This is a genomic window from Aequorivita capsosiphonis DSM 23843, assembly GCF_000429125.1.
In the GTDB taxonomy this organism is placed as follows: Bacteria; Bacteroidota; Bacteroidia; order Flavobacteriales; family Flavobacteriaceae; genus Aequorivita; species Aequorivita capsosiphonis.
On record NZ_KE386850.1, the window covers coordinates 191,621 to 214,588 of the forward strand.

Here is a 22,968-nt window from a genome sequence, read left to right on the forward strand (position 1 = left end):
TTAAAACAAAGAAAGTCAATTATGGCAGTATTTAGTTTTCAGAAGCCTGATAAAGTTATAATGGTAAACTCGACCGATTTCGAGGGGAAATTTGAATTTCGCCCTTTGGAACCAGGTTACGGACTTACCATCGGTAACGCATTAAGACGTGTGCTACTTTCCTCATTGGAAGGATTCGCCATCACTTCGGTTCGCATCGAAGGCGTGGATCACGAATTTTCTACCATCGCTGGAGTAGTGGAAGACGTTACAGAAATTATTTTGAATCTGAAGCAAGTTCGGTTCAAAAGACAGATAGACGAAATAGATAACGAAACAGTTACCATTTCAGTTTCTGGTAAAGACCAGTTAAAAGCTGGTGATTTCCAAAAATTTATTTCTGGTTTTCAAGTGTTGAATCCAGACTTGGTAATCTGTAATATGGAGTCTAAAGTAAACCTTAACTTCGAAATTACTATCGAAAAAGGTCGTGGTTATGTTCCTGCTGAAGAGAACAAAAAAGCGAATGCTCCTTTGGGTACTATCTTTACAGATTCTATCTACACGCCAATAAAAAATGTGAAGTACAGCATTGAAAATTTCCGTGTAGAGCAGAAAACAGATTACGAAAAATTGGTTTTCGAAATACAAACTGACGGGTCTATTAACCCAAAAGACGCATTGACTGAAGCTGCAAAAACATTAATCCACCACTTTATGTTGTTCAGCGATGAGCGTATTACTTTGGAGGCAGATGAGATTGCACAAACTGAAACTTATGATGAAGAATCCCTTCACATGCGTCAGTTGCTTAAAACTAAACTAGTAGATATGGATCTTTCGGTTCGTGCGCTAAACTGTTTAAAAGCTGCAGAAGTTGATACTTTGGGCGACCTTGTATCTTTCAATAAAAACGACTTGATGAAGTTCCGTAACTTCGGTAAAAAATCACTTACAGAGCTTGAAGAGCTTGTAAATGTAAAAGGCCTAAACTTCGGGATGGATCTTGCAAAGTATAAACTAGACAAAGACTAAAGTAGACGTGAGATGTTAGATCTGAGATTTTAGAAGTCTCATATCTAACGTCTAACATGTCCAACCCGCCTGCCGGCAGGCAGGTCTATTAATTATTAATCCATCATAATTTGCTCCCAGCCTAAGGCTGGTCCAGTAGCAAGATGATGAAAATAAAAATGTCATGAGACACGGAAAAAAAATAAATCAATTAAGTAGAAAAACTGCCCATAGACACTCTATGATGGCGAACATGGCTAGTTCTTTAATTGAACATAAAAGAATCAACACTACCGTTGCCAAAGCGAAATCTTTAAAGCAATTTGTTGAGCCATTAATAACAAAGTCTAAGGAAGACACTACGCACAACCGTCGTTTGGTTATGGCAAAATTGCGTCAAAAAGAGCAAGTTGCTGAACTTTTCAGAACTGTTGCTCCAAAAGTAGGTGATCGTCCAGGAGGTTATACTCGTATAATTAAACTGGGGAATCGACAAGGTGATAACGCTGATATGGCAATGATAGAACTTGTTGACTTCAACGAGCTTTACAACGCAGGAAAAGCTACTAAGAAGAAAACCACACGTAGAAGCCGTCGTGGAAGTGGTTCCGGAACTGATGCTGCTGCTTCAACTGATGCAAAAGCTACTCCAGCAAAAGAATCTACCGCTGCTAAAGCTAAGGCGGACGAAGGAAAAGAAGAGGAATAATTTTCTTGATTCAAATATATTAAACGCCGCCAAGTTATCTTGGCGGTTTTTTTTTGAAAAAAAATACGCGATGAAAAATCTACTAATCGCATTGTTTCTTTTGACCACCTTATTGGTGCAAGGACAAGAAGAAGCATTCACAGAAAGAGTATGGCGGGTTAATTTTATAAATCCAGGAGTGGAGCTGGAAATGCCTGTTGCCGAAAAAAGCACGTTCTCAACAAATGTGGGTGTTGGCTACAATGGCACTTACCCCGAGTTAACCTATGGAGGAAATGGATTTGTTTATATAATCGCTCCTTTTTTAGATTTGCAATTTAAACAACTTTATAACTTTAAAAAGCGAGTTGCTAAAGGGAAGCAAGTTTCTGGAAATTCAGGTAATTTTCTCTCTGCAAGGATTATAACACATGGACCTTCAATGGCAGATAATGTATTTAGAAAGTCCGATTTCGATTTTGCAGTAGGTCCTACGTAGGCACTTCAAAGAGAATATGGAAATATTCATTTATTATTTGATGTAGGGCCACAGTTCTATTTTGATAGTAATGGAAATACGGGTTTTTGGCCTTTAATGGTGCAACTGAATATCGGTTTGAATTTGAACTCCAATAAAGATTGATTTTGTTCCAGTTAAAAGAATAACAAAGGGATAAGCGTTTTCGTTTGTCCCTTTTCACTTCCTGAATAATTACAATTTACATTAATATTAATTATAAAAAAAATTGATTTTTATTTGTCCAGAATTATTTTCACACGATCTTTGCGCGCTATTAATCAAATACTTATCTCTTGATTTTTGTATTTACCACTTATGATAAAGAAAATACTTTTACCTGTTTTTCTGTTTTATGGTGTCTTAATAAATGCTCAGAGCGTTTATGAATTTCAAACAGAAAATATTGCTTATCAAAATTTAGTTGAAAGCACATCGCTAAACAATGGTGACGTTTGGGATGATCCTGCATACACAATTTCATTGGGTTTCGATTTTATTCTGGGTGGAATAACGTATAATACCATTTATTTTCCAGCTGATGGATTAGGGGCAGAATTAACCACATTTCCTGCGTTAGAATTTGGTACTACTGCTGTAATTGTTCCCATAGGGCAAGATATGGTTGATCTAGGTGAAACCACTGGCGTTTCATTATCGCCAATTTCATATAAAATTGAGGGTTCTGCTGGGAACAAAATTTTAAAAATCCAATGGAGTAATGCCGGGTTTTATGATGATTCATTTGCTTCAGACTTTATGAATTTTCAGGTTTGGTTCTTTGAAGGGTCCAATGTTATTGAGTTTCATTATGGTTCAAGTCAAATCGATAATCCTTTCGAATCTTATGAAGAAGAAGCCGGGCCAATGGTAGCTTTTGCTCCACTATTTAATAATGATGATAGCGTTTTTATTCAAAATGCTTATCTTTTAACTGGAGATCCTGCCAATCCGAGTGTGGTTATTTTAGAAGGCGATGACAATGCCGAGGGATCGCTAAATGGTAATATACCAACAGGTACAGTTTACAGATTTACGCCAGAGTCTCTATCAACAGAAGATTACTCAAAAGCAGATTTCCAAATCTATCCAAATCCAACTTCTGATTATCTGAATATTAGAACCCAGTCTAATGACTTTACTTTCAGGATTTATAATGCACTTGGACAGAAGACAAATACAACAAAGGTTGAAAATGAAATCGACGTATCAAATCTTTCCAACGGAATCTATTTCATAAGAATTGAAAGTGAAACGGGATCAACTACCAAGAAATTTATAAAGCAATAATTAGGAGAAAATCATTCTGAGAATCTAAATTTTCGGAACAAGCCAAGAAAGGGATAAGCGTTTTCGTTTGTCCCTTTTTTTATGCTATTTCCGTAAATGACTTTAAGAATACACGGCAGTACAACTTTGCGTCTCTGCGTCCTTGCATGAAAATTTTACCACCCAAAACCATAAAGCCACTTCATCAAGAAAATTTCCCGCCACGAAAGTCGAGGTTGACGAAGGTAAAGAAGAAGAATAAATGAATTTGAATTCATTAACTAACAAAGGGATAAGCGTTTTCGTTTATCCCTTTTTTTATACTATTTTTGCAAAGAATTTGGAAAAGCTAGTTGCTCAGAGTTCGATTACGAACCTTTTCAACTTTTAACCTGAAACCAAAAACCTGAAACCCTTCAAAAGAATGAAATACCAAACACGAAAAAAAGCACTTATTTTATTGGCAGACGGAACCATTTTCTACGGAAAAGCGGTTGGAAACAAAGAGGGCTCAGCCTTCGGCGAGGTTTGTTTCAATACGGGAATGACCGGTTATCAAGAGATTTTTACAGATCCTTCCTATTTTGGACAAATTATGGTAGCTACCAACACCCATATTGGTAATTACGGAGTTAACAAAGACGAAGTTGAATCTGATGGGGTGAAAATTGCCGGTTTGGTAGTGCGTAATTTCAGCTATCATTATTCACGAGATGCTGCTGATGCTTCTTTGGAAGAATTTTTAAATGAAAACAACTTACTCGCAATTAGTGATGTTGATACGCGGGCATTGGTAAACTACATTCGCGACAATGGCGCAATGAATGCGGTAATTTCTACTGGTGTTGATAATATTGAAGGGTTAAAAAAGCAATTGGCAGATGTTCCGAATATGGACGGACTCGAACTCGCTTCAAAAGTGTCTACAAAGGAACCTTATTTCTACGGAAATGAAAATGCCAAGTATAAAGTTTCAGCCTTAGATTTGGGAATAAAGAAAAACATCCTTCGTCGGCTTGCAGAACGAGATTGCTATATCAAGGTTTTTCCATACAATACTAGTTTTTCAGAAATGGAAGCTTTTAATCCTGATGGATATTTCTTTTCAAACGGTCCTGGAGATCCCGAACCTCTTCTTAGTGCGATAGAAGTTGTAAAGACTGTTCTAGAAAAAGAGTTACCGATGTTTGGAATCTGTTTAGGACACCAAATGTTAGCTTTGGCTAACGGTATTTCTACTTATAAAATGCACAATGGCCACCGCGGAATTAACCATCCTGTGATGAACTTAATTACAGGAAAAGGTGAAATCACCTCACAAAACCACGGTTTCGCTATTAATAGAGAAGAAGCAGAGGCTAACAAAAATATCGAAATTACCCACGAACATCTTAACGACCATACAGCAGCAGGAATCCGGATGAAGAACAAACCCGCATTTTCAGTGCAGTATCATCCCGAAGCAAGTCCAGGGCCGCACGATGCTTCGTATCTTTTTGATCAATTTATAGAAAGTATTGAAAAACATAAATTGCAAACCGTATAAATTTAAACCTGACAGGTTTCCAAAACCTGTCAGGTTTTTTCAGATAATATAATAACAATAAATAATATATAGATGAGTATCATTATCGATATCAAAGCCAGACAAATCTTCGACTCTAGAGGAAATCCAACAATTGAAGTGGACGTAATCACCGAAAACGGTTTTATGGGCCGTGCGGCAGTTCCTTCAGGAGCATCAACTGGGGAACACGAGGCTGTAGAACTTCGCGACGGCGGAAAAACATATTTGGGAAAAGGAGTTTTAAAAGCGGTTAACAATGTAAGAGAAAAGATCGCTATAGAGCTTTTAGGCGTTTCAGTTTTTGAACAAGAGCTTATTGATAAAATAATGATCGATTTAGACGGTACTCCTAACAAGTCGAAACTTGGTGCCAATGCAATTCTTGGTGTTTCCTTAGCCGCTGCAAAAGCTGCAGCCAATGAATTAGGGATGCCTTTATATCGCTACGTAGGTGGCGTGAGTGCGAAAACCCTTCCGCTTCCAATGATGAATATTATTAATGGAGGCTCGCACAGTGATGCTCCTATTGCTTTTCAGGAATTTATGATTGTGCCAGTTAAGGCAAAGAACTTCACACACGCCATGCAAATGGGGTCAGAGATTTTTCACAACCTTAAAAAAGTTTTACACGATCGCGGTTTGAGTACAGCTGTGGGTGACGAAGGTGGTTTTGCACCAACTTTGGACGGCACCGAAGATGCTTTGGACACTATTGCAAAAGCGACTAAAAAAGCTGGTTACAAACTGGGTGATGATGTTATGATCGCATTAGATTGCGCTGCAGCGGAATTTTATGTGAAGAAAAAATACGATTACTCCAAATTTGAGGGTGAGAAGGGAAAAGTGCGTACATCAACAGAGCAGGCAGATTATTTGGCCGAATTATGCGAAAAATACCCTATCATTTCTGTAGAGGATGGAATGGACGAAAACGATTGGGAAGGCTGGAAATACTTGACCGAAAAAATTGGCGATAAAGTACAGCTTGTAGGAGACGATTTATTCGTGACGAACGTTGAAAGACTTTCAAAGGGAATTTCTGAAAAGATAGCCAATTCAATTTTAATAAAAGTGAATCAAATTGGAACCTTAACCGAAACTATTGCTGCAGTGAATATGGCGCATCGTGCGGGTTATACTTCAGTAATGTCCCACAGAAGCGGAGAAACTGAAGATAATACTATTGCAGATCTTGCCGTGGCATTAAATTGTGGGCAAATTAAAACAGGTTCGGCCTCCCGAAGTGATAGAATGGCCAAATACAATCAACTCCTTAGAATTGAAGAAGAGTTAGGCGATGTAGCGTATTTCCCTCAAGAAAAGGCTTTTAAATTTTAATGCTATAGTTCGAATTTGAAAAACAGCGGAAAATGGCGTTATCTTTTACACATGAATCCGCTGTATGACCTATGATTTAAGGATTTTTTAACCTAAGAATAGTCGATAATGTTAAAAAAATTCCTTGAAATTTCGTAACTTAGCATTTCTGAATAAATTAAAAAATATATTATTATATGGCAAAAATGGCAACCCTCGAGATAGATGGCAAAAAGTATGAGTTTCCCGTTGTGGAAGGAACTGAGAACGAACTGGGAATAAATATAAAGAGCCTTAGGGCAGACACAGGTGGTGTTGTAACACTGGATCCTGGCTATAAAAATACAGGAGCTTGTGAAAGTGCGATAACCTTTTTAGATGGAGAAAAAGGAATTCTACGTTATAGAGGTTATTCGATTGAAGAATTAGCCGAAAAAGCACATTTTCTGGAAGTCTGCTATCTTCTTATTTTTGGTGATTTGCCAACTGAGCAACAACTTAATAAATTTCACGCCGATATAAAGGCACAATCTCACGTTGATGAGGATGTGAAAAAGATATTGGATGGATTTCCAAAATCGGCTCATCCTATGGGAGTCTTGTCTTCATTGACTTCTGCCTTGGTTGCATTTAACCCTTCTTCGGTAAATGTTGATAGTGAGGAGGATATGTATAAGGCTATTGTTAAGATTCTTGGAAAATTCCCTGTACTAACAGCTTGGACTTATAGAAAACGTATGGGACTTCCATTGGATTACGGTGGAGATTCTCTTGGTTATGTGGACAACTTCCTAAAAATGATGTTTAAAAAACCAAGTGGCGAATACATTACCAATAAAGTGGTTTTAGAAGCACTCGATAAATTGTTGATTCTTCACGGAGATCACGAACAGAACTGTTCTACTTCAACAGTACGTATTGTAGGTTCATCTCATGCTGGTTTGTTTATTTCTATTTCTGCGGGTATTGCAGCCTTATGGGGACCACTTCATGGAGGGGCAAACCAAGCGGTAATTGAAATGCTGGAAGCTATTAAGGAAGATGGAGGAGATACTAAAAAGTTTATGGCAAAAGCCAAGGATAAAGATGATCCCTTCCGTTTGATGGGCTTTGGGCATAGAGTATATAAAAACTTTGATCCACGAGCAAAAATCATCAAAAAGGCGGCAGATGCACTTTTGGATGATTTAGGAATTGAAGATGACGTTTTAGATATAGCAAAAGCACTTGAAAAGGAAGCTTTGGAAGATCCATATTTTGTAGAAAGAAAACTATATCCAAATGTTGACTTCTACTCAGGAATTATATATCGTGCTTTGGGCATTCCAGTTGAGATGTTTACTCCAATGTTCGCTTTGGGAAGACTTCCAGGTTGGATAGCACAATGGAGAGAGATGCGCTTAAACAAGGAGCCGATAGGCCGTCCACGACAAATATATGTTGGGAAAACGCACCGCGAATTTCTTCCTGTAGAAAAAAGATAATTACGAATTTTTATTATATTTAAAAGCACTTCGGTATCGAGGTGCTTTTTTTATATTTGCGCTATGATAAAATTGAACGTTAACGACGAAATTTCTAGGCTACGCGCCGTAGTATTAGGAAGAGCAGACAGCAATGGCCCAGTGCCGAAATTGGAAGATGCCTACGATCCTAAATCGGCAGAGCATATTAAAGCGGGAACATATCCCAAAGATGAAGATATGATGAAGGAAATGGAAGCGGTAGCTGAAGTTTTTAAAAAATATGATGTAAAGGTTTTTCGTCCGGATTCAATAGAAGGTTATAACCAGATTTTTACAAGAGACATTGCTTTTGTGATTGAAGATAAGTTTATAAAAGCCAATATTCTTGAAGATCGCAGTAAGGAAATAGACGCTATACATTCAGTAATCGAAACGATAGATGCTTCAAAAATTATTGAGTTTCCTGAAAATGCACATATCGAGGGTGGAGACGTAATGCCTTGGGGAGATTATATTTTTGTAGGTACCTATTATGGAGATGATTACCCAAGTTATATTACTGCACGTACCAACATGAATGCTGTGAAACATCTTCAAAAATTGTTTCCGCATAAAAAAGTAAAATCGTTCAATCTTAAAAAAAGCAATACCGTTGCAGAAGACAATTCCCTGCATCTGGATTGTTGTTTTCAACCTTTGGGCCAAGGAAAAGCCATCATCCACAAAGAAGGTTTTTTGATTGAAGAAGAATATGAATGGCTAGTTGATTTCTTCGGAAAGGAAAACTGTTTTCATATTACCAAGCAGGAAATGTATAATATGAACAGCAACATTTTCTCTATTTCACCAGAAGTAGTTATTTCAGAAAAAAACTTTACACGTCTCAACACTTGGTTGCGTGACAATGGTTTTACTGTGGAAGAAGTTCCTTACGCTGAAATTGCGAAACAGGAAGGTTTGTTGCGCTGTTCCACCATGCCATTGATTCGGGATTAGAATACTAAATTATTCAAGTAAAAGACCCTTTTTAAAGAAATTTAAAAAGGGTCTTTTGTGTTTAATTAACTATTTTTCAAACTTCAAACTCCAAACTCCAAACTCCAAACAATTACTACGTTCCAAACGAGCTTCTCATTTGGTAGAGGTTTTCAATTACAAAAGCTTATCCGCCAAAAAGAAGGCAGCTACAGAAAAGAAAATAATAATTCCCGTAACGTCCACTAATGTTGCAACAAATGGAGCGGAAGCAGTTGCTGGATCTAACTTACACCACTTTAAAACAAAGGGAATCAGGGAGCCGGAAAGTGTTCCCCAAAGCACGATAAAGACTAAGGAAACAGAAACGCTTAAAGCCACTTCCAACCAAAATTCGCCATAATCGTAGAGACCGGTTTCTTGCCATAATAGAATACGTAAAAATCCAATGGTTCCAAGGATTAGACCTAATAAGAGTCCCGAAAGTATTTCTTTTTTCATTACGTACCACCAATCCCTTAGCTTTAACTCTTTTAATGCCATTGCCCGAATAATAAGTGAAGCAGCTTGCGAACCTGAGTTACCACCACTAGAAATAATCAATGGAACAAATAAAGCTAATACTACGGCTTTTTCAATTTCACCTTCAAAAAACCCCATTGCAGATGCCGTAAGCATTTCCCCAAAAAAGAGGATCACTAACCAGCCGGCTCTTTTCTTTACCAAATCTAAAAGCGTTGATTGCGTATAAGACATTTCTAAACCTTCCGTACCCCCAAATTTTTGAATGTCTTCAGTGGTTTGGTCCTGCACTTCGTCTAGGATATCATCAAAAGTCACGATACCAACCAAAACCCCACTTTCGGTTATAATGGGTAATGCCGACCGATCATACTTGTCAAAAATATCAACAGCATCCTCAATATGGGTGGTTGCCGAAATTGCCAAAACGTGCCTATCCATTAGCTCCGATATTTTTGTATCAGGTTCTGCAAGTAGTAATTGACCAATTCTAAGGTCATCAATCAATACGTTGTTTTCATCTACTACATACACAAAGTTTAAGGTCTCCGCTTTTTTACCTTCTTTTTTAATATGGGTTAAAACTTGAGTTACTGTTTTATCCGCTTTTGTTTGTATATAATGCGGCGTCATCAGTCGCGCGATACTATCTTTTTTGTAACCAATTAGACTGAGCGCAATTTCTCTTTCCTCATTATTAAGGAGATTGATAGAGGTCTTGATAAGATGATCGGGAAAATTTTCAAAAAGCTTGGTTCTATTATCGGGAGGTAGGTTGTTTAGTACTATTGAAAGTTCTTTATTGCCTAATGCTTTAATGATTTTTATCTGTACAGCGGGCTCCAAAAATTTAAAAACCTGTGTTTTTTTCTCTGGTGAAAGCATTAAAAAAGACAAGTTTCTTTCGTCGTTGTCCAATTCACTTAATTGCTCAGCAATATCTGCGGGGTGTTGATTTTGAAAATTCACCATAGCCAAAATATTTTTTAAGGTATTATGAAGAAATCTGTCGCTACAAAACAGTATTTTATTGTTGGGTAAACATACTTAACAAAAGTAGTTCGAAATCATAGATAAATTTTGAAAAAGCTGATTCAAGCTTTCTTTTTAAGGCTGCAAAAGATGAAATTTTGTGTCGTGTTGAACGGAGTTTGATGTTCTACCTCGTTGCACGCTGTTTTTTGAAATGTATTTGAAAAAAGGTTTACTAAACTATTTTCGGTGTATTGCTTTATCGCTATGCCGCTACATTTTTCGGGGCCTTTATCGGAAAATGTCCCAATTATTAAATGTCCACCCTGATTAAGGCTGTTGCTGGCTGTTTTTACATATTCAGCTATTTCATCTTCTTTGGTTAAAAAGTGAAAAGCAGCACGATCGTGCCAAATATCGTATTTTTCGGAAGGTTTAAATTCAGCAACGTCGGTCACGATCCACTTTACAAGCATGGCTCGTTCACCCAAGCGTTTTTTAGCGCGTTCAATTGCGGCATTGGAAATATCCAAAACTCGAATATCTGTGTATCCCAGGTCGAGTAAATAATCAACCAAGAAACTATCACCGCCGCCAATGTCAATTATTTTAGCATTCTTTAAAACACCAGCCTTTGCGATTAAATCTAGCGATGTTTCTGGAGTTGGTTGAAACCAACTTACCTCTGGGAGCTCTTTTGTTTGGTATATATTTTCCCAATGTTTTTTACGATCGAAATTTTCCATGAATGTAGCTTTCCAGCAAATCTATAAAAGTATTGCTATAAAGAAAATTATTTGTGATTTGGAATGCTAAGCCAAAGATGAAAAAAATGATAATCCCCAGAGATTATTAAAAGTAAAGAGAAATAAGAGTTTTACTCTTCTAATTTCTTTTTTTCAGAACTTCTATATGCCAAATAAAACATTTGTGGGAGCGCGGTAAGCGATAAAATTAGACAAATCAAGAGTCCTCCCACAATCATAATAGCTAGTGGTTTTTGGATTTCTGATCCCATACCAGTTGAAAGTGCAGCTGGTAATAAACCCATAGAACCCATAAGTGCAATCATTACAATTGGCCTAATTCTACTTTTCACCCCTTCTGCGATAGATTCTTTCAAATTGTATTTACGCATATTCTCCTTTATTGCCGCAATAAGAATTATTGCATTAATGGTATTCACTCCAAAGAGAATGATAAAACCAATTCCTGCTGAAATTCCAAAAATAGTTCCAGTAATCCACAGCGAAAAAAATCCGCCAATAAACGCAAACGGAATGGTAGACGCGGCTATTAGGGTATCTCTAATAGTTCCGAAATTGAAATAAAGTAAAAACAGAATCAATAATAGTACGGCAGGAACAATTACCGCCAATTGTTTACTGGCGCGTTCCTTACTTTCAAACTCACCTGCCCATTCCATCTTATTGGCTTTTGGAAGTTTTACATTTGCTTCAACTTTTTCCTTGGCTTCCGCAATTGTACTTCCTAAATCACGGCCTTCAATGCTAAAACCTACAGCAATATAACGACTACTCCCTTCTCGATAAATAAATGTTGGGCCGGTAATAAAATCTATATCGGCTATTTCCCGCAAAGGGATTTTATCGCCACTAAGTGTCGGGATTAATATCTCTCCAATCTTTTGCTGATTGTCGCGATATTCTTTTTGAAAACGAATATGTACATCAAACATACGTTCGTCTTCATAAAAAGTAGTGGCAGCTCTTCCGCCTATAGCCATTTCAACTACAGCTTGCGCATCTGCCATTGCCACGCCATATTTTCCCATTGGTATTTCATCGAATTTTATACGAAGTTCTGGGAGACCGATATTTCGATACACATTTAAGTCTTCAATCCCTTCAATGTCTTTGATACTATTTGCTACTTGATCTGCATATTCTTCAAGTTCAAAAAGATCATCACCAAAAATTTTTACGACTAATGAACTTTTTACTCCTGCCACATATTCCTCTACGTTATCTTGAATAGGCTGGCTAAATCCAAAAACTATTCCCGGATTAGTATGAAGCATGGTTCGCATTTCTTCAATAAGTTCTTTTTTACTAATCTTGCGCTCCCATTCTTTTTCAGGATGGAGTTCAATATGAAATTCAATATTGAAAAAACCTGTGGGATCTGTTCCATCATTAGGACGACCTACCTGATTTAAAACAAATTTCACTTCTTTAAAATCGCGTAGTTCATTCTTAATTTCTTTAGCCAAACGGTTGGATTCATCAATGTTAACGCTATTTGGCAATGTAGCACGAACATAAAGGGCGCCTTCATTTAGGTTTGGAATAAATTCGGTGCCGTAAAACATAAAACTGACAGTACACAAAGTTAGAAGTCCAAGAAAACCATAAAGTGTTGCTTTTTTTCGCCTACTACTCCATAAAAAAAGATTGAATAAATTGTTTTGGAAAAATCGGGAAATTCTGTTTTCCTTTTCCACAATATTCTTCTTAAGCAAAACCTTAATCATTGCTGGTACATAGGTTATGCTAAGGATTAGTGATCCAAGAAGTGCGTATCCTAAAGTAAATGCCAAAGGAGAAAACATTTTGCCTTCTACTTTTTGGAACGAGAAAATGGGTAATAATGCTACAATAAGTATGATTTGCGCAAAGACGATATAAGTTGCAACACTGCCCGCGCTCTTTTTAATTAGTCCGAGCTTACTCATTTTATTGAATTTTTCCATTCCAACTTCTTTGGCCTTTTTATCCATCGCCACAAACACAGTTTCCACAATAACCAAGGTTCCTTCCAGTAGTAATCCAAAGTCGATGGCACCCATAGAAATTAAGTTTGCGGGTAAATCTTGAATACGCAGCATTATTAAGGCAAAAAGGAAGGACAGCGGAATTACCGTTGCAACAATAACAGTGGTACGCCAATTAAACAGAAAGATGAAAACAATCAATGAAACTAATATAATTCCTTCCAATAAGTTTTTGCTCACTGTATTTACTGTAGCTTCTACCAAATCGGTTCGGTCAATAAAAGGTTCTATCAACACATCATCTGGAAGAATCCGTTCGTTGAGGTCAGCAATCTTCTTTTTGACGTTCGCAATTACGTCATCTGGGTTTTCTCCACGGAGCATCACCACAATTCCTTGTACTAAATCGTCATCATCTTGCAATCCCACAGAACCCAATCTAGGTTTTGCTGAGATATTAACTTCTGCTACGTGTTTTACCAAAATTGGAGTTGTGCCGCGAACCTCGATCAGGATGTTTTCTATATCCTCAATTCCTTCCAACAATCCAACCCCACGAACTACATAAGCCTGACTTCCTCTTTCAATTACATCGCCACCAACGTTGATATTACTTTTTGAAACGGCCTCATAAACTTCCAAAGGCGATAAGTCGTAATTCGCCAATTCCGTGGGATTAATTTTTATTTCATATATTTTTTCTTCTCCTCCAAAGCTCACAACATCTGCTACGCCAGGAACGGAAACTAGTTCACGTTCCACAACCCAATCTTGAATGGCGGTTAATTCATTAATTGGTCTATCACTCTTTAATACATAGCGAAAAATTTCACCTGTTGCGCCATAAGGTGGTTCAATTTCGGCTTTGGCACCATCGGGAAGATCAATTCCTTGCATACGGTTTGAGGCGTATTGCTGTGCGTAAAAATCATCAACATCGTCATCAAAGATTACGGTAACCACTGAAAGTCCAAATAACGAAATGGATCGTACTTGTGCTTTTTTAGGAATTGTATTCACTTCCTTCATTATAGGAAGCGTCACAAACTTTTCCACTTCTTCGGCACTTCGTCCCGACCATTGGGTTATTATTCGCGCCCTAGTGTTTGTAACGTCAGGGAAGGCTTCAATAGGTGTATGTATATAACTATAGATTCCCGCAATTAGTAAAAGGAATGTTAGGAAAAAGACGATGATGGAATTCTTTAGCGAAAAGCCAACGATGCCTTGGATAAATTTTTTCATTCTGAATTATTCTGAATTATTTCTGAAAGTTTTTAAGCTGTTCGTAAATGAGCAAATGGTTTTTTGAAACTATTTGGTCACTTTCCGCAAGTCCCTCTACGATAAAAGTGTTGCCGTTACCTTTGGAACTGGTTTTGATATTTCGTATTTCCATATCACAATCGTCTTTATAGACCACAACATAATTTTTGTTATTGTCAAAAACCAGTGCGTCTGTAGGAATACTAAGGGCAGAGATTTCACTTGTTTTTAGGGCGCTAACATCTACTAACATTCCGGGTTTTAATTTAAAATTTGAATTGGGCAAAACCACGCGCGCTTTTAAAACCTTTGCTTCCTCGTCCAATACCTGGGATATATTGGTTATTTTTCCTTTAAAAACTTCATCGGGATAGGAGAGTGTTTTTATGTCAACCTCCATGTCTTTAGTAATATTTCTAACATTACTGGCATAAATATTTACCATTACCCAAACATCATTAAGATCTGAAATTGTGAATAAAGATTCCACACCAGAAGAAATGGGCCCGCCATTGGTAATGGATTTTGCGGTTATAATTCCTGAATGTGGCGCTCGCATTTTAAAAACTCCTGTCTCGGGGCTTGCGCTAAAAAGACTTAACTGCGATTCTATTCGCTCTTTATCTGCTTTTAAGATTGCTAATTCGCTTTCTGAATTCATCAATTCTTTTTGTGAAGAAATACCATCGTCAAACATAGCTTGAGTTGCTTTTAAGCCTTGTTCAGATACTTTGATTTGTGAATTAATTGTCGTGGATTGAGCGTATAGTTCAGCGAGTTCAGCACTTCTTAAATCGGCTAAAACCTGTCCTTTTTTAACGTGATCTCCTAAGGAAAAATAGGTCTGCGAAATAATACCATCTACCAAACTTATAAAATGAACTAATTTGTCGGGATTGGTTTCCACAACGCCGGTTAGTGGAATATTTTCGGTTATTTTTTGAAGCTTGGGTTGTGCTAGGGCTATTTTTTCCTTAAAACTCTCGTCAATACAATAATTTTCTGCGTTGTATTTTGGAGGAAGTTCTTTGTTTTTGGAACAGCTACTAAGCAATAATGCTAATATGAATAATTGCAGAAGCGAAATGGATAGGATTTTATTTTTCATTTTATAGATTTTTATATTAATTGATGATGTCTTGGCCCACAACATAATTCAAGGCTTCCGCTTTTTCGTGAAGCTCTTTTCCTGCTTCAAGGATAATTTTTTTATTGCTCATATAGGCTTCCAGAAAATCGATATATTCCAAAAGACTAATATTTCTGTCGCCGAAATTTTTAGTGTAATTTTCTAAAAGTGAATCTAAGGTAGCTTCGTAATCTGGGTTAATACTTTCGAAAAAAGCAATTGCATCTGATAGATTTTTATAAGCCATTATCAATTCGTTTTCTACGGCAAGTGTTTTTTCTTGGTATAGGAATTCCGATTGTTCCATGCCAATTTTAGCCGCTTTTATATTTCCTTGATTCTGATTAAAAATGGGGAGGTCAATCTCAAAACCGAAACCAACAAAATTGTAAAGGATATTGCCTCCCCGATCATAATCTATTTTGAAAGTAATATCTGGAACGCGTTGCGCTCTTTCAAAAGCGTATAATTTTTCGTAATGTTTTTGATCCAGTTCGGCAATTTTTAGGTCGGAGCGGGTAGCTTTCGCCATCGTTTGCATCGATTCCAATTGTAGTAATTTAAATTGATCAGTATCGATGATGTAATCCTCATCCGTAAGCATCAATTGGATTTCGGCTGGCAAACGCATCAGCTGCTTCAGTTCTTTTTGCGCTGAATTAATATCCTTACCTATATCCTTGCTATTTCTTGAAAACTGTAGTTCCAAGGCTTTTAGGCGAATAAATTCACCTTTTGGAATGTGACCTTGGTTTACTTGTTTTTCATAAGCTTTTGTAAGCGTTTTGATGGCATCAATCTGGCTGTCATAAACTCTTTTATGAAATTGTAGGAATTGTAATTCGGTGAGTTGGTTTCGGAATTCAGCTTTTAGATTCCGAAGTAAATCTTCAAAATACTGCTCGGCTTTATCTGCGGAAACCTGTTCCAAAGCCATTAATTTTTTTCGTTTCCCAGCAGTTTGGATGAGTTGTTCAATGCCTACACCAAATTGTTGATGTTTTCCATAGTCGCCAAAGAGTGGAGGTAACTCTTCCCCCGAAACTTCCTTTTGCCTGTCGGTTGCCCAAAGGTTTACTTCACTTACGGAAAGCGTAGGATTGGGCCATAATTTGGCCTGAAGCACTGCAGCATGCGCTTTTGGAATTTCCAGTTTTTCTGCAATAAGACTCAGGTTTTGTTTTAAGAAAATTGCTTCTGCTTCCTGACGGCTGAAGTTCATTTGCTCTTGTGCTTGGGCAACAGTGATAAAAAGAAAGAGAAGTGCGAATATTGCTCGCTTGTAATAGTTCATAGATTTTGCTCCACTAGGTTATGGTGCAAAACTGAAACTATCGACCTTAAAAAGACCTTAAAGTCAATAAAGTTTAGCTTAAAGGAAAGCTGATATCGAACTGGATTTTATTACCCGAAGGATTGGAATAGGTTATTGATCCATGGTGTAACTCAACAATTTTCTTGGTAAGAACAAGGCCTAATCCAAAACCCGTAAGTCTAGGATTATTGCTGCCCTTATAAAAATGATCGAACAGATATTTCTCTTCTTCAGGAGCAATCGGGTTTCCTTCGTTGATAAAGGATATACTGATTTGATTAGCGGCGGTGCCATCAAAAATGATCTTTGCCTGAGGATTCAAACTATAGAAAATACAGTTGCGCATCACATTTAAAAATGCCTGATTTATTAGAAGTGTATTCGCTTTTAGCTCCAGTTGATTTTCGTGTATGTTATCAGGTTTAAAACTTATTTCAAAACGAAACTCAGGATTGGTAATCGAAAGTTCTTCAATACCATTGAATATCAATTCGTCCAATCTAATTGTTTCCAATGAGATTTCGTTTCCGGATTCGTTTTTGGAGATTTCTAATAATACGGTAATAACATCCGCCAACGACTTTGCCTTGTTGATTTGGTTTTCAATCACTTCATTTTTTGTCTTTTCATCTGGAATATTTTTAGCGCGTTCCAATTCAGAAACCAAAACTGCTATTGGAGTTTTTAATTCATGCGAAATATGTTGAGCGGCGTGTTTTTGAAAGGCGAAAGCATCGTTTGTACGATTGATAAGTTGGTTAAATTTGTCACCTAAGTATTTTTATTTCATAGCTAGTAGTGTCAATTTCAAGACCCTTAAAACTTTTATCATTGATGTTTAAATTCCCCACTTTCTCAGCGAGATTGGTAAGTGGACTGGAGATTTTTCGAGATAGATAATTCGAGATAAAAACTACGATTCCAGTAATTACAATAAATATAACGATGAGGGTATTTTGGAGAAAATTCAACTTGGTATATCCAAAAGCGTCATAGGCCTTGCTTAATGCGTAATAAGCTTTGGCATCGCTTTCAAGATACATTCCAATAACGTCGTATTTCTCTTCCTTAGTTTCTATCCATTGCTTTGCGGGTGACAGTTCATTTAGAATTGCTGCGGTCTCCTCAATTTGTAGATCGTCTACACTTTTATAGATGATTTGTTTTTGCTGGTCATAAATCAACATTTTTTCGTCGTAGAAATCGTGAATTGTCAGCTTGTCCATTATGGCGCTGAGGTTTTCACTCAACTCTTTATACTCCGTTATCAGACCAAGGGTATATTTTATCTTTTCCTTTTGGCGTTGCTGAAATTCTTCCTCGCGATATTCAGCAAATAATATGAATATAATAACTGAGGAAAGCGCCGTGAGGGCAATTACCGTAGTTGAAAAATAGAGCCGTATTTTGTTTTTAATTTTCATTTACATCCAAATAATACCCATAACCGATCTTGGTTTTGATGGTGTTTTTTCCAAATGGCTTGTCGATTTTATTGCGTAGAAAATTCATGTAAACCTCAATGGTATTCGTGTTTGCCTGAAACGAGCCACCCCAAATACTCTCTATCAAATCTGCTTTTGAAACTATTTCTCCGCTGTGTTCCATAAGTTTGAGGAGGATTTGATATTCTCTAGGAGTAAGTTTTATTTCTTTTCCCTGACGTAGCACTTTTTTTTGGTCTTTTTTCAAGACTATATCTCCAGTTGTGATTTTGATTTTTAAGCTTTCCTTTGAAGCATTTTGACTGCGTTTAATGAGTGATTTAATTCTCATTATTAGTTCACGCATAAAAAAAGGTTTGGTAAGATAATCATCGGCGCCACAATCGTAGCCTTGAACTTTATCTTCGAGTTCGGCAAATGCAGTGAGCATAATTACTGGCGTAACACTATCGTATTCTCGAAATAACTTGCAGAGATCAAAACCGTTTCGTCCAGGAAGGTTTACGTCCATGACTATACAATTGTAGCGTTTTTTTTTCAGCATGCGTTCAGCTAACAGTCCGTCGTAAACTACTTCTGGAAAAAATCCATCGGCATTTAATGCGTCTGAAATATTAAGGCTTAAAGTATGGTCGTCTTCTACAATCAAAATTTTCATAACTACAAAGATAGCATTTGCACTTTATAGGGTGTTGATGCGTTTATTCTAATTGTTTCTTGAAAATAATGAAAATAAACTTTCATATTTACCGTTCTTTAGAATTTCGATATAATTTCTTAAAAATGTTATAAAAAATCTTTTCACCCTTTATTTTGAGAGAGTTGTTTCAAATTCCTACAATAGTGACCAAATTGTTAGGCATTAGAACTAATTGGTATTACGATTAAATAAGGCTTCAAAGGCTTATTTAACAAAAAAACGACCCTCACTTTCACAAAAAATTAGTAAACTTGGCCTATCAAAATTTAACACTTTGAAAAAAATAATCTCTCTATCCTTTTTACTGCTGTTTTTTACAGCCTTTAGCACCCTTTTAGCACAACAAAAAGAAATTTCCCTTGAGGAGATTTTTAATGGTACTTTCCGAACGGAGGGCCTTGATGTGTTGCGATCCTTAAATAACGGAAAAGAATATGCCGTCTTGAATTTTGACAGACAAAGCAAAAATTCAACGGTTGATGTTTACGATTATAAGAGCGGCGAAAAAGTTCGAACACTTTTAAATAGTAAGGATTTAAACGGTATTCAGAAATTCATTTCCTATGAATTGAGCAAAGACGAATCCAAAATTCTGTTTGCTACAGATCGTGAACCAATATTCAGACGTTCTTCCCTTGGAACCTTTTATGTTTATGATATTAAAACGAAGGAGTTTAAACTTGTGTCCACGAACAAAGTTCAAGAGCCAACGTTTAGCAACGACGGAAGTAAAATTGCCTATGGTTTTGAAAACAATCTTTATATAAAAGATTTGAATTCCGGTGAAACGAAACAAATTACCCAAGATGGTAAAAAGAATAGCATCATCAACGGAATCACGGATTGGGTTTATGAGGAAGAATTTGCTTTTGTCCGCGCTTTTGAATGGAGCAAAACCGATGATAAAATTGCTTACATAAAATTTGACGAAACCGAAGTGCCTCAATTCACTATGGATATTTATGGCAACGATCTTTATCCAAAAGCTGACACGTTTAAATATCCAAAGGCAGGAGAAGCCAATTCCAAGGTTTCATTACATATCTATGACGTTTCTACTGATAAAACAGTTGCGGTAGATCTTTCAAAGTACAACAACTACTACATTCCTAGATTGCTTTGGACGCAGGAGAATAACTTGGTGAGCGTTCAATTAACAAACCGACACCAGAATGTGGTGGATTTAGTTTTTGTAAATACCACTGACAATTCTTCAAAATTGATTTTAAAGGAAAAAGATGATGCCTATGTTGATATAACAGACAATCTTACTTTTCTAAATAACAATAGCTTCTTTTGGACTAGCGAAAAAGATGGCTGGAACCATATTTATCAGTATGATGGCAATGGAAAACTTCTTAACCAAGTTACCAAAGGTCCCTGGGAGGTAACTAAATATTATGGCTTCGATCAAAACACGGGCCGAGTTTATTATCAAAGTACTGAAAACGGTAGCATCAACCGAGATGTGTACTCCATTCTTCCTTCAGGAAAAAACAAGGCGCGATTATCGCAAAAAACGGGAACAAACAGTGCCGATTTTAGTGCGGATTATACCTATTTCATAAATACCTTCTCCGATTCCGAAACGCCTTATGTTTATACCCTTCACCAAGCTAAGAATGGAAAATTGCTTCGCGAAATAAAAAACAACAACGATTTAAAAAACCGATTGGCTTCCTATAAAATCTCCCCTAAAGAGTTTTCAACCATAAAAATTAATGGAGAGGATCTGAATATGTATATGATTAAGCCTTTAGATTTTGATGACACAAAGGAATATCCGCTTTTTATGTATCAATATTCTGGACCAGGCTCGCAAAACGTGGCTAACAGATGGATGGGCAGAAATGATTATTGGCACGAAATGCTTGCTAATGAGCAAGATATTATCATTGTCTGTGTAGATGTTCGCGGAACTGGATTTAAAGGAAGAGACTTTAAAAAAATGACCCAAAAGGAATTGGGAAAATACGAAGTACAGGATCAAATAGCTGTAGCTAAAAAATTAGGAGGCCTGCCCTATATTGATGCTAACCGCACAGGAATCTGGGGATGGAGTTATGGAGGGTTTATGTCTTCAAATGCTTTGTTTCAAGCACCGGATACTTTTGAAATGGCCATTGCCGTAGCTCCCGTTACAAGCTGGAGGTTTTATGACAGTATTTATACGGAGCGCTATATGCAGACACCGCAGGAAAACCCTACTGGTTATGATGAAAACTCACCTCTTTCGCACGTAAATGGTTTGAAGGGAAAATTTTTATTGGTGCACGGAAGTGCTGATGATAACGTTCACGTTCAAAATTCGATGCGACTAGTAGAAGCTTTGGTGCAAGCTAATAAGCAATTTGATTGGCGTATATATCCCGACAAAAACCATGGTATTTACGGTGGAAATACCAGTCTACATCTTTATACTTTAATGACCAATTTTATTAAATCAAATCTGTAATAATTAAGTTAAACTAATGAATCAAGAAACTGATCAGCAATTAGTAAATCACCTTTCTAAACAAGGCATCGGTGACCAAATGGTTATGGGGCATCCCGCAGGACTGTTTATTTTGTTCTTTACCGAAATGTGGGAGCGTTTTAGTTATTATGGAATGCGAGCATTATTAACCGTCTTCTTGATAACAGAAGTTAGCAAGGAAGGCTGGGGATGGACTAGTGAAGAAGCACTACAATTGTATGCTTGGTATACCGGTTTGGTCTATTTGACGCCTCTTCTCGGAGGAATTATTGCCGATAAATTCACAGGTTTTAGAAAGGCTATTTTGTTAGGTGCCTTAATTATGACCTTAGGGCATGCGTCGATGGCATTAGAAATGGTAAGCCCAACTTTCTTCTACATCGGACTTGTATTTATGATTTTAGGTAACGGTATGTTCAAACCAAATATTTCTTCAATGGTAGGACAATTGTATCCTGATAACAGTGCCAAAAAGGATGCTGGATACACTATTTTTTATATGGGTATTAATGCGGGAGCGTTTTTAGGAATGCTGTTGTGTGGATACATCGGAGAAAAAGTAGGTTGGCATTATGGCTTTGGTTTAGCTGGAATATTTATGTTATTCGGAATGTTACAATTCTATTTCGGAAGTAAAATATTTGGAGAAATAGGACAACGGCCTCCGGCGAAAACAGCGCCTGAAATAGTAAAAGATCCGGATGATGATGAAGAGGCAATAGCAGCTCATATTGTAAGAGATCGTTTGATAGTTGTAGGGGTATTGATGGTGGCCAGTATATTTTTCTTCTTTGCTTTTGAGCAAGCGGGGGGATCTATGACTGTATTCGCTAAAAATTATACTCAACGCGTATTGGAAGGTAACGCTGGAACTATTTTTAAATGGGTGGATGCCATATTAACGGTATTTCCAATACTGATTGTTTCTTGGGTACTTTATGGGTTAGGAAAGAAAATATTTAAGAAATATCCCTTGACCATTATCTTTACTGCAATTTCATTTATAATTATTTGGATATTGGGTATCTGGAAAGTATACAGAGAATTTAATCTGGAGCAAACGGAAGTAACCGTTTCTTGGTTCCAGATTTTGAACTCCTTTTTTATCATCACTTTGGCCTCCTCTTTTAGTAAAATGTGGGAAAAAGTTTGGAATCCTTCCGGTCCTGTCAAATTTGCGATGGGCCTTGCCTTGGTAGGAGTAGGGTTTATTGTGTTGGCAATTGGTGCGAGTAGTATTCCTACGGGAGCTGAAACTGCTGCCGTAAGCATGATCTGGTTGATCTTGGCCTACTTTTTCCACACCATGGGAGAATTGTGCTTGTCTCCAGTAGGATTATCCTATGTATCAAAACTATCTCCCAAACGTTTGGCAGGTTTGTTATTTGGACTGTGGTTTACAGCTTCGGCAATAGCCAACTTTATTGCTGGAATGACAGGGTCATATATTGATAAGATATCGGAAACTTATTCTATGTCAACCTTCTTCTTCATCATTGCCGGAATACCCATGTTTGCAGCAATTGTACTATTATTACTAAATCCGAAGTTAAAGAAAATGATGCACGGAATTCATTAAGTAGTTAATGAACTTTCTAAGCGCGCATCAACAAGAAA

General features: G+C 37.0%; 18 protein-coding genes. 10 read left to right on the top strand and 8 right to left on the bottom strand.

Annotation, left to right across the window (positions count from 1 at the left end; all coding sequences use genetic code 11):
• Positions 1–21 precede the first annotated feature (21 nt).
• The 8 genes from G440_RS0118260 to G440_RS0118300 all read left to right on the top strand — a co-directional run bounded on the left by G440_RS0118260 (position 22) and on the right by G440_RS0118300 (position 8,813).
• Complete coding sequence (locus tag G440_RS0118260) at positions 22–1,014, top strand: DNA-directed RNA polymerase subunit alpha (RefSeq protein WP_026452617.1); 993 nt, start codon at positions 22–24, stop codon at positions 1,012–1,014.
• Positions 1,015–1,177: 163 nt separating this feature from the next.
• Positions 1,178–1,702 (top strand): 50S ribosomal protein L17, encoded by a 525-nt coding sequence (gene rplQ, locus G440_RS0118265; protein ID WP_026452618.1) that lies wholly within the window; start codon positions 1,178–1,180, stop codon positions 1,700–1,702.
• Between the two features lie 70 nt (positions 1,703–1,772).
• A complete protein-coding gene (locus tag G440_RS20375) occupies positions 1,773–2,180 on the top strand; it encodes a hypothetical protein (RefSeq protein ID WP_245574894.1) in 408 nt (135 codons plus the stop codon).
• A gap of 336 nt (positions 2,181–2,516) precedes the next feature.
• On the top strand, positions 2,517–3,488 hold the full coding sequence (locus G440_RS0118275; RefSeq protein WP_026452619.1) for a T9SS type A sorting domain-containing protein: 972 nt from the start codon (positions 2,517–2,519) through the stop codon (positions 3,486–3,488).
• Positions 3,489–3,891: 403 nt separating this feature from the next.
• Positions 3,892–5,013 (top strand): glutamine-hydrolyzing carbamoyl-phosphate synthase small subunit, encoded by a 1,122-nt coding sequence (gene carA / locus G440_RS0118285; RefSeq protein WP_026452620.1) that lies wholly within the window; start codon positions 3,892–3,894, stop codon positions 5,011–5,013.
• Between the two features lie 72 nt (positions 5,014–5,085).
• On the top strand, positions 5,086–6,372 hold the full coding sequence (eno, locus tag G440_RS0118290; protein ID WP_026452621.1) for a phosphopyruvate hydratase: 1,287 nt from the start codon (positions 5,086–5,088) through the stop codon (positions 6,370–6,372).
• Positions 6,373–6,548: 176 nt separating this feature from the next.
• The gene (locus G440_RS0118295) at positions 6,549–7,835 is read left to right on the top strand and encodes a citrate synthase (protein ID WP_026452622.1); all 1,287 of its coding nucleotides are present in this window, start codon (positions 6,549–6,551) and stop codon (positions 7,833–7,835) included.
• Between the two features lie 63 nt (positions 7,836–7,898).
• Positions 7,899–8,813 (top strand): dimethylarginine dimethylaminohydrolase family protein, encoded by a 915-nt coding sequence (locus G440_RS0118300; protein WP_026452623.1) that lies wholly within the window; start codon positions 7,899–7,901, stop codon positions 8,811–8,813.
• A 156-nt stretch (positions 8,814–8,969) separates the two neighbouring features.
• Here the strand turns inward: G440_RS0118300 and mgtE are convergent, their stop codons facing one another.
• The 8 genes from mgtE to G440_RS0118335 form a co-directional block, all read right to left on the bottom strand.
• Positions 8,970–10,283: a magnesium transporter gene (mgtE, locus tag G440_RS0118305; protein ID WP_026452624.1), complete on the bottom strand. Its 1,314-nt coding sequence runs from the start codon at positions 10,281–10,283 to the stop codon at positions 8,970–8,972.
• Between the two features lie 125 nt (positions 10,284–10,408).
• Positions 10,409–11,032, bottom strand: coding sequence for a class I SAM-dependent methyltransferase (locus G440_RS0118310; protein ID WP_026452625.1), 624 nt, complete (start codon positions 11,030–11,032; stop codon positions 10,409–10,411).
• 131 nt (positions 11,033–11,163) lie between these two features.
• Entirely contained in the window at positions 11,164–14,265 is a 3,102-nt protein-coding gene (locus G440_RS0118315) for an efflux RND transporter permease subunit (RefSeq protein ID WP_026452626.1), read from the bottom strand.
• Between the two features lie 16 nt (positions 14,266–14,281).
• Positions 14,282–15,394 (bottom strand): efflux RND transporter periplasmic adaptor subunit, encoded by a 1,113-nt coding sequence (locus G440_RS0118320; RefSeq protein WP_026452627.1) that lies wholly within the window; start codon positions 15,392–15,394, stop codon positions 14,282–14,284.
• Positions 15,395–15,410: 16 nt separating this feature from the next.
• Positions 15,411–16,709, bottom strand: coding sequence for a TolC family protein (locus G440_RS0118325; protein WP_034259949.1), 1,299 nt, complete (start codon positions 16,707–16,709; stop codon positions 15,411–15,413).
• A 73-nt stretch (positions 16,710–16,782) separates the two neighbouring features.
• Positions 16,783–17,481 carry a sensor histidine kinase gene (locus G440_RS20380; protein WP_342663980.1) on the bottom strand — a complete coding sequence of 233 codons (699 nt, stop codon included), beginning with the start codon at positions 17,479–17,481 and terminating at the stop codon, positions 16,783–16,785.
• A 16-nt stretch (positions 17,482–17,497) separates the two neighbouring features.
• Entirely contained in the window at positions 17,498–18,154 is a 657-nt protein-coding gene (locus G440_RS20385; protein WP_034259954.1) for a hypothetical protein, read from the bottom strand.
• Positions 18,144–18,833: a response regulator transcription factor gene (locus G440_RS0118335; RefSeq protein WP_034259956.1), complete on the bottom strand. Its 690-nt coding sequence runs from the start codon at positions 18,831–18,833 to the stop codon at positions 18,144–18,146. Before G440_RS0118335 ends, G440_RS20385 begins: the two co-directional genes overlap by 11 nt.
• A gap of 316 nt (positions 18,834–19,149) precedes the next feature.
• Here G440_RS0118335 and G440_RS0118340 point away from each other — a divergent pair, with 316 nt between their 5' ends.
• Positions 19,150–21,330, top strand: coding sequence for a S9 family peptidase (locus G440_RS0118340; RefSeq protein ID WP_026452630.1), 2,181 nt, complete (start codon positions 19,150–19,152; stop codon positions 21,328–21,330).
• Between the two features lie 16 nt (positions 21,331–21,346).
• Positions 21,347–22,930 (top strand): peptide MFS transporter, encoded by a 1,584-nt coding sequence (locus G440_RS0118345; RefSeq protein ID WP_051285460.1) that lies wholly within the window; start codon positions 21,347–21,349, stop codon positions 22,928–22,930.
• Positions 22,931–22,968: the final 38 nt, after the last annotated feature.

Excerpts from the sequence above, each read along its gene's own strand:
- G440_RS0118260 (WP_026452617.1), top strand. The coding sequence starts at position 22 with ATGGCAGTATTTAGTTTTCAGAAGCCTGATAAAGTTATAATGGTAAAC.
- rplQ (WP_026452618.1), top strand. The coding sequence starts at position 1,178 with ATGAGACACGGAAAAAAAATAAATCAATTAAGTAGAAAAACTGCCCAT.
- G440_RS20375 (WP_245574894.1), top strand. The coding sequence starts at position 1,773 with ATGAAAAATCTACTAATCGCATTGTTTCTTTTGACCACCTTATTGGTG.
- G440_RS0118275 (WP_026452619.1), top strand. The coding sequence starts at position 2,517 with ATGATAAAGAAAATACTTTTACCTGTTTTTCTGTTTTATGGTGTCTTA.
- carA (WP_026452620.1), top strand. The coding sequence starts at position 3,892 with ATGAAATACCAAACACGAAAAAAAGCACTTATTTTATTGGCAGACGGA.
- eno (WP_026452621.1), top strand. The coding sequence starts at position 5,086 with ATGAGTATCATTATCGATATCAAAGCCAGACAAATCTTCGACTCTAGA.
- G440_RS0118295 (WP_026452622.1), top strand. The coding sequence starts at position 6,549 with ATGGCAAAAATGGCAACCCTCGAGATAGATGGCAAAAAGTATGAGTTT.
- G440_RS0118300 (WP_026452623.1), top strand. The coding sequence starts at position 7,899 with ATGATAAAATTGAACGTTAACGACGAAATTTCTAGGCTACGCGCCGTA.
- G440_RS0118310 (WP_026452625.1), bottom strand. The coding sequence starts at position 11,032 with ATGGAAAATTTCGATCGTAAAAAACATTGGGAAAATATATACCAAACA.
- G440_RS0118315 (WP_026452626.1), bottom strand. The coding sequence starts at position 14,265 with ATGAAAAAATTTATCCAAGGCATCGTTGGCTTTTCGCTAAAGAATTCC.
- G440_RS0118320 (WP_026452627.1), bottom strand. The coding sequence starts at position 15,394 with ATGAAAAATAAAATCCTATCCATTTCGCTTCTGCAATTATTCATATTA.
- G440_RS0118325 (WP_034259949.1), bottom strand. The coding sequence starts at position 16,709 with ATGAACTATTACAAGCGAGCAATATTCGCACTTCTCTTTCTTTTTATC.
- G440_RS20385 (WP_034259954.1), bottom strand. The coding sequence starts at position 18,154 with ATGAAAATTAAAAACAAAATACGGCTCTATTTTTCAACTACGGTAATT.
- G440_RS0118335 (WP_034259956.1), bottom strand. The coding sequence starts at position 18,833 with ATGAAAATTTTGATTGTAGAAGACGACCATACTTTAAGCCTTAATATT.
- G440_RS0118345 (WP_051285460.1), top strand. The coding sequence starts at position 21,347 with ATGAATCAAGAAACTGATCAGCAATTAGTAAATCACCTTTCTAAACAA.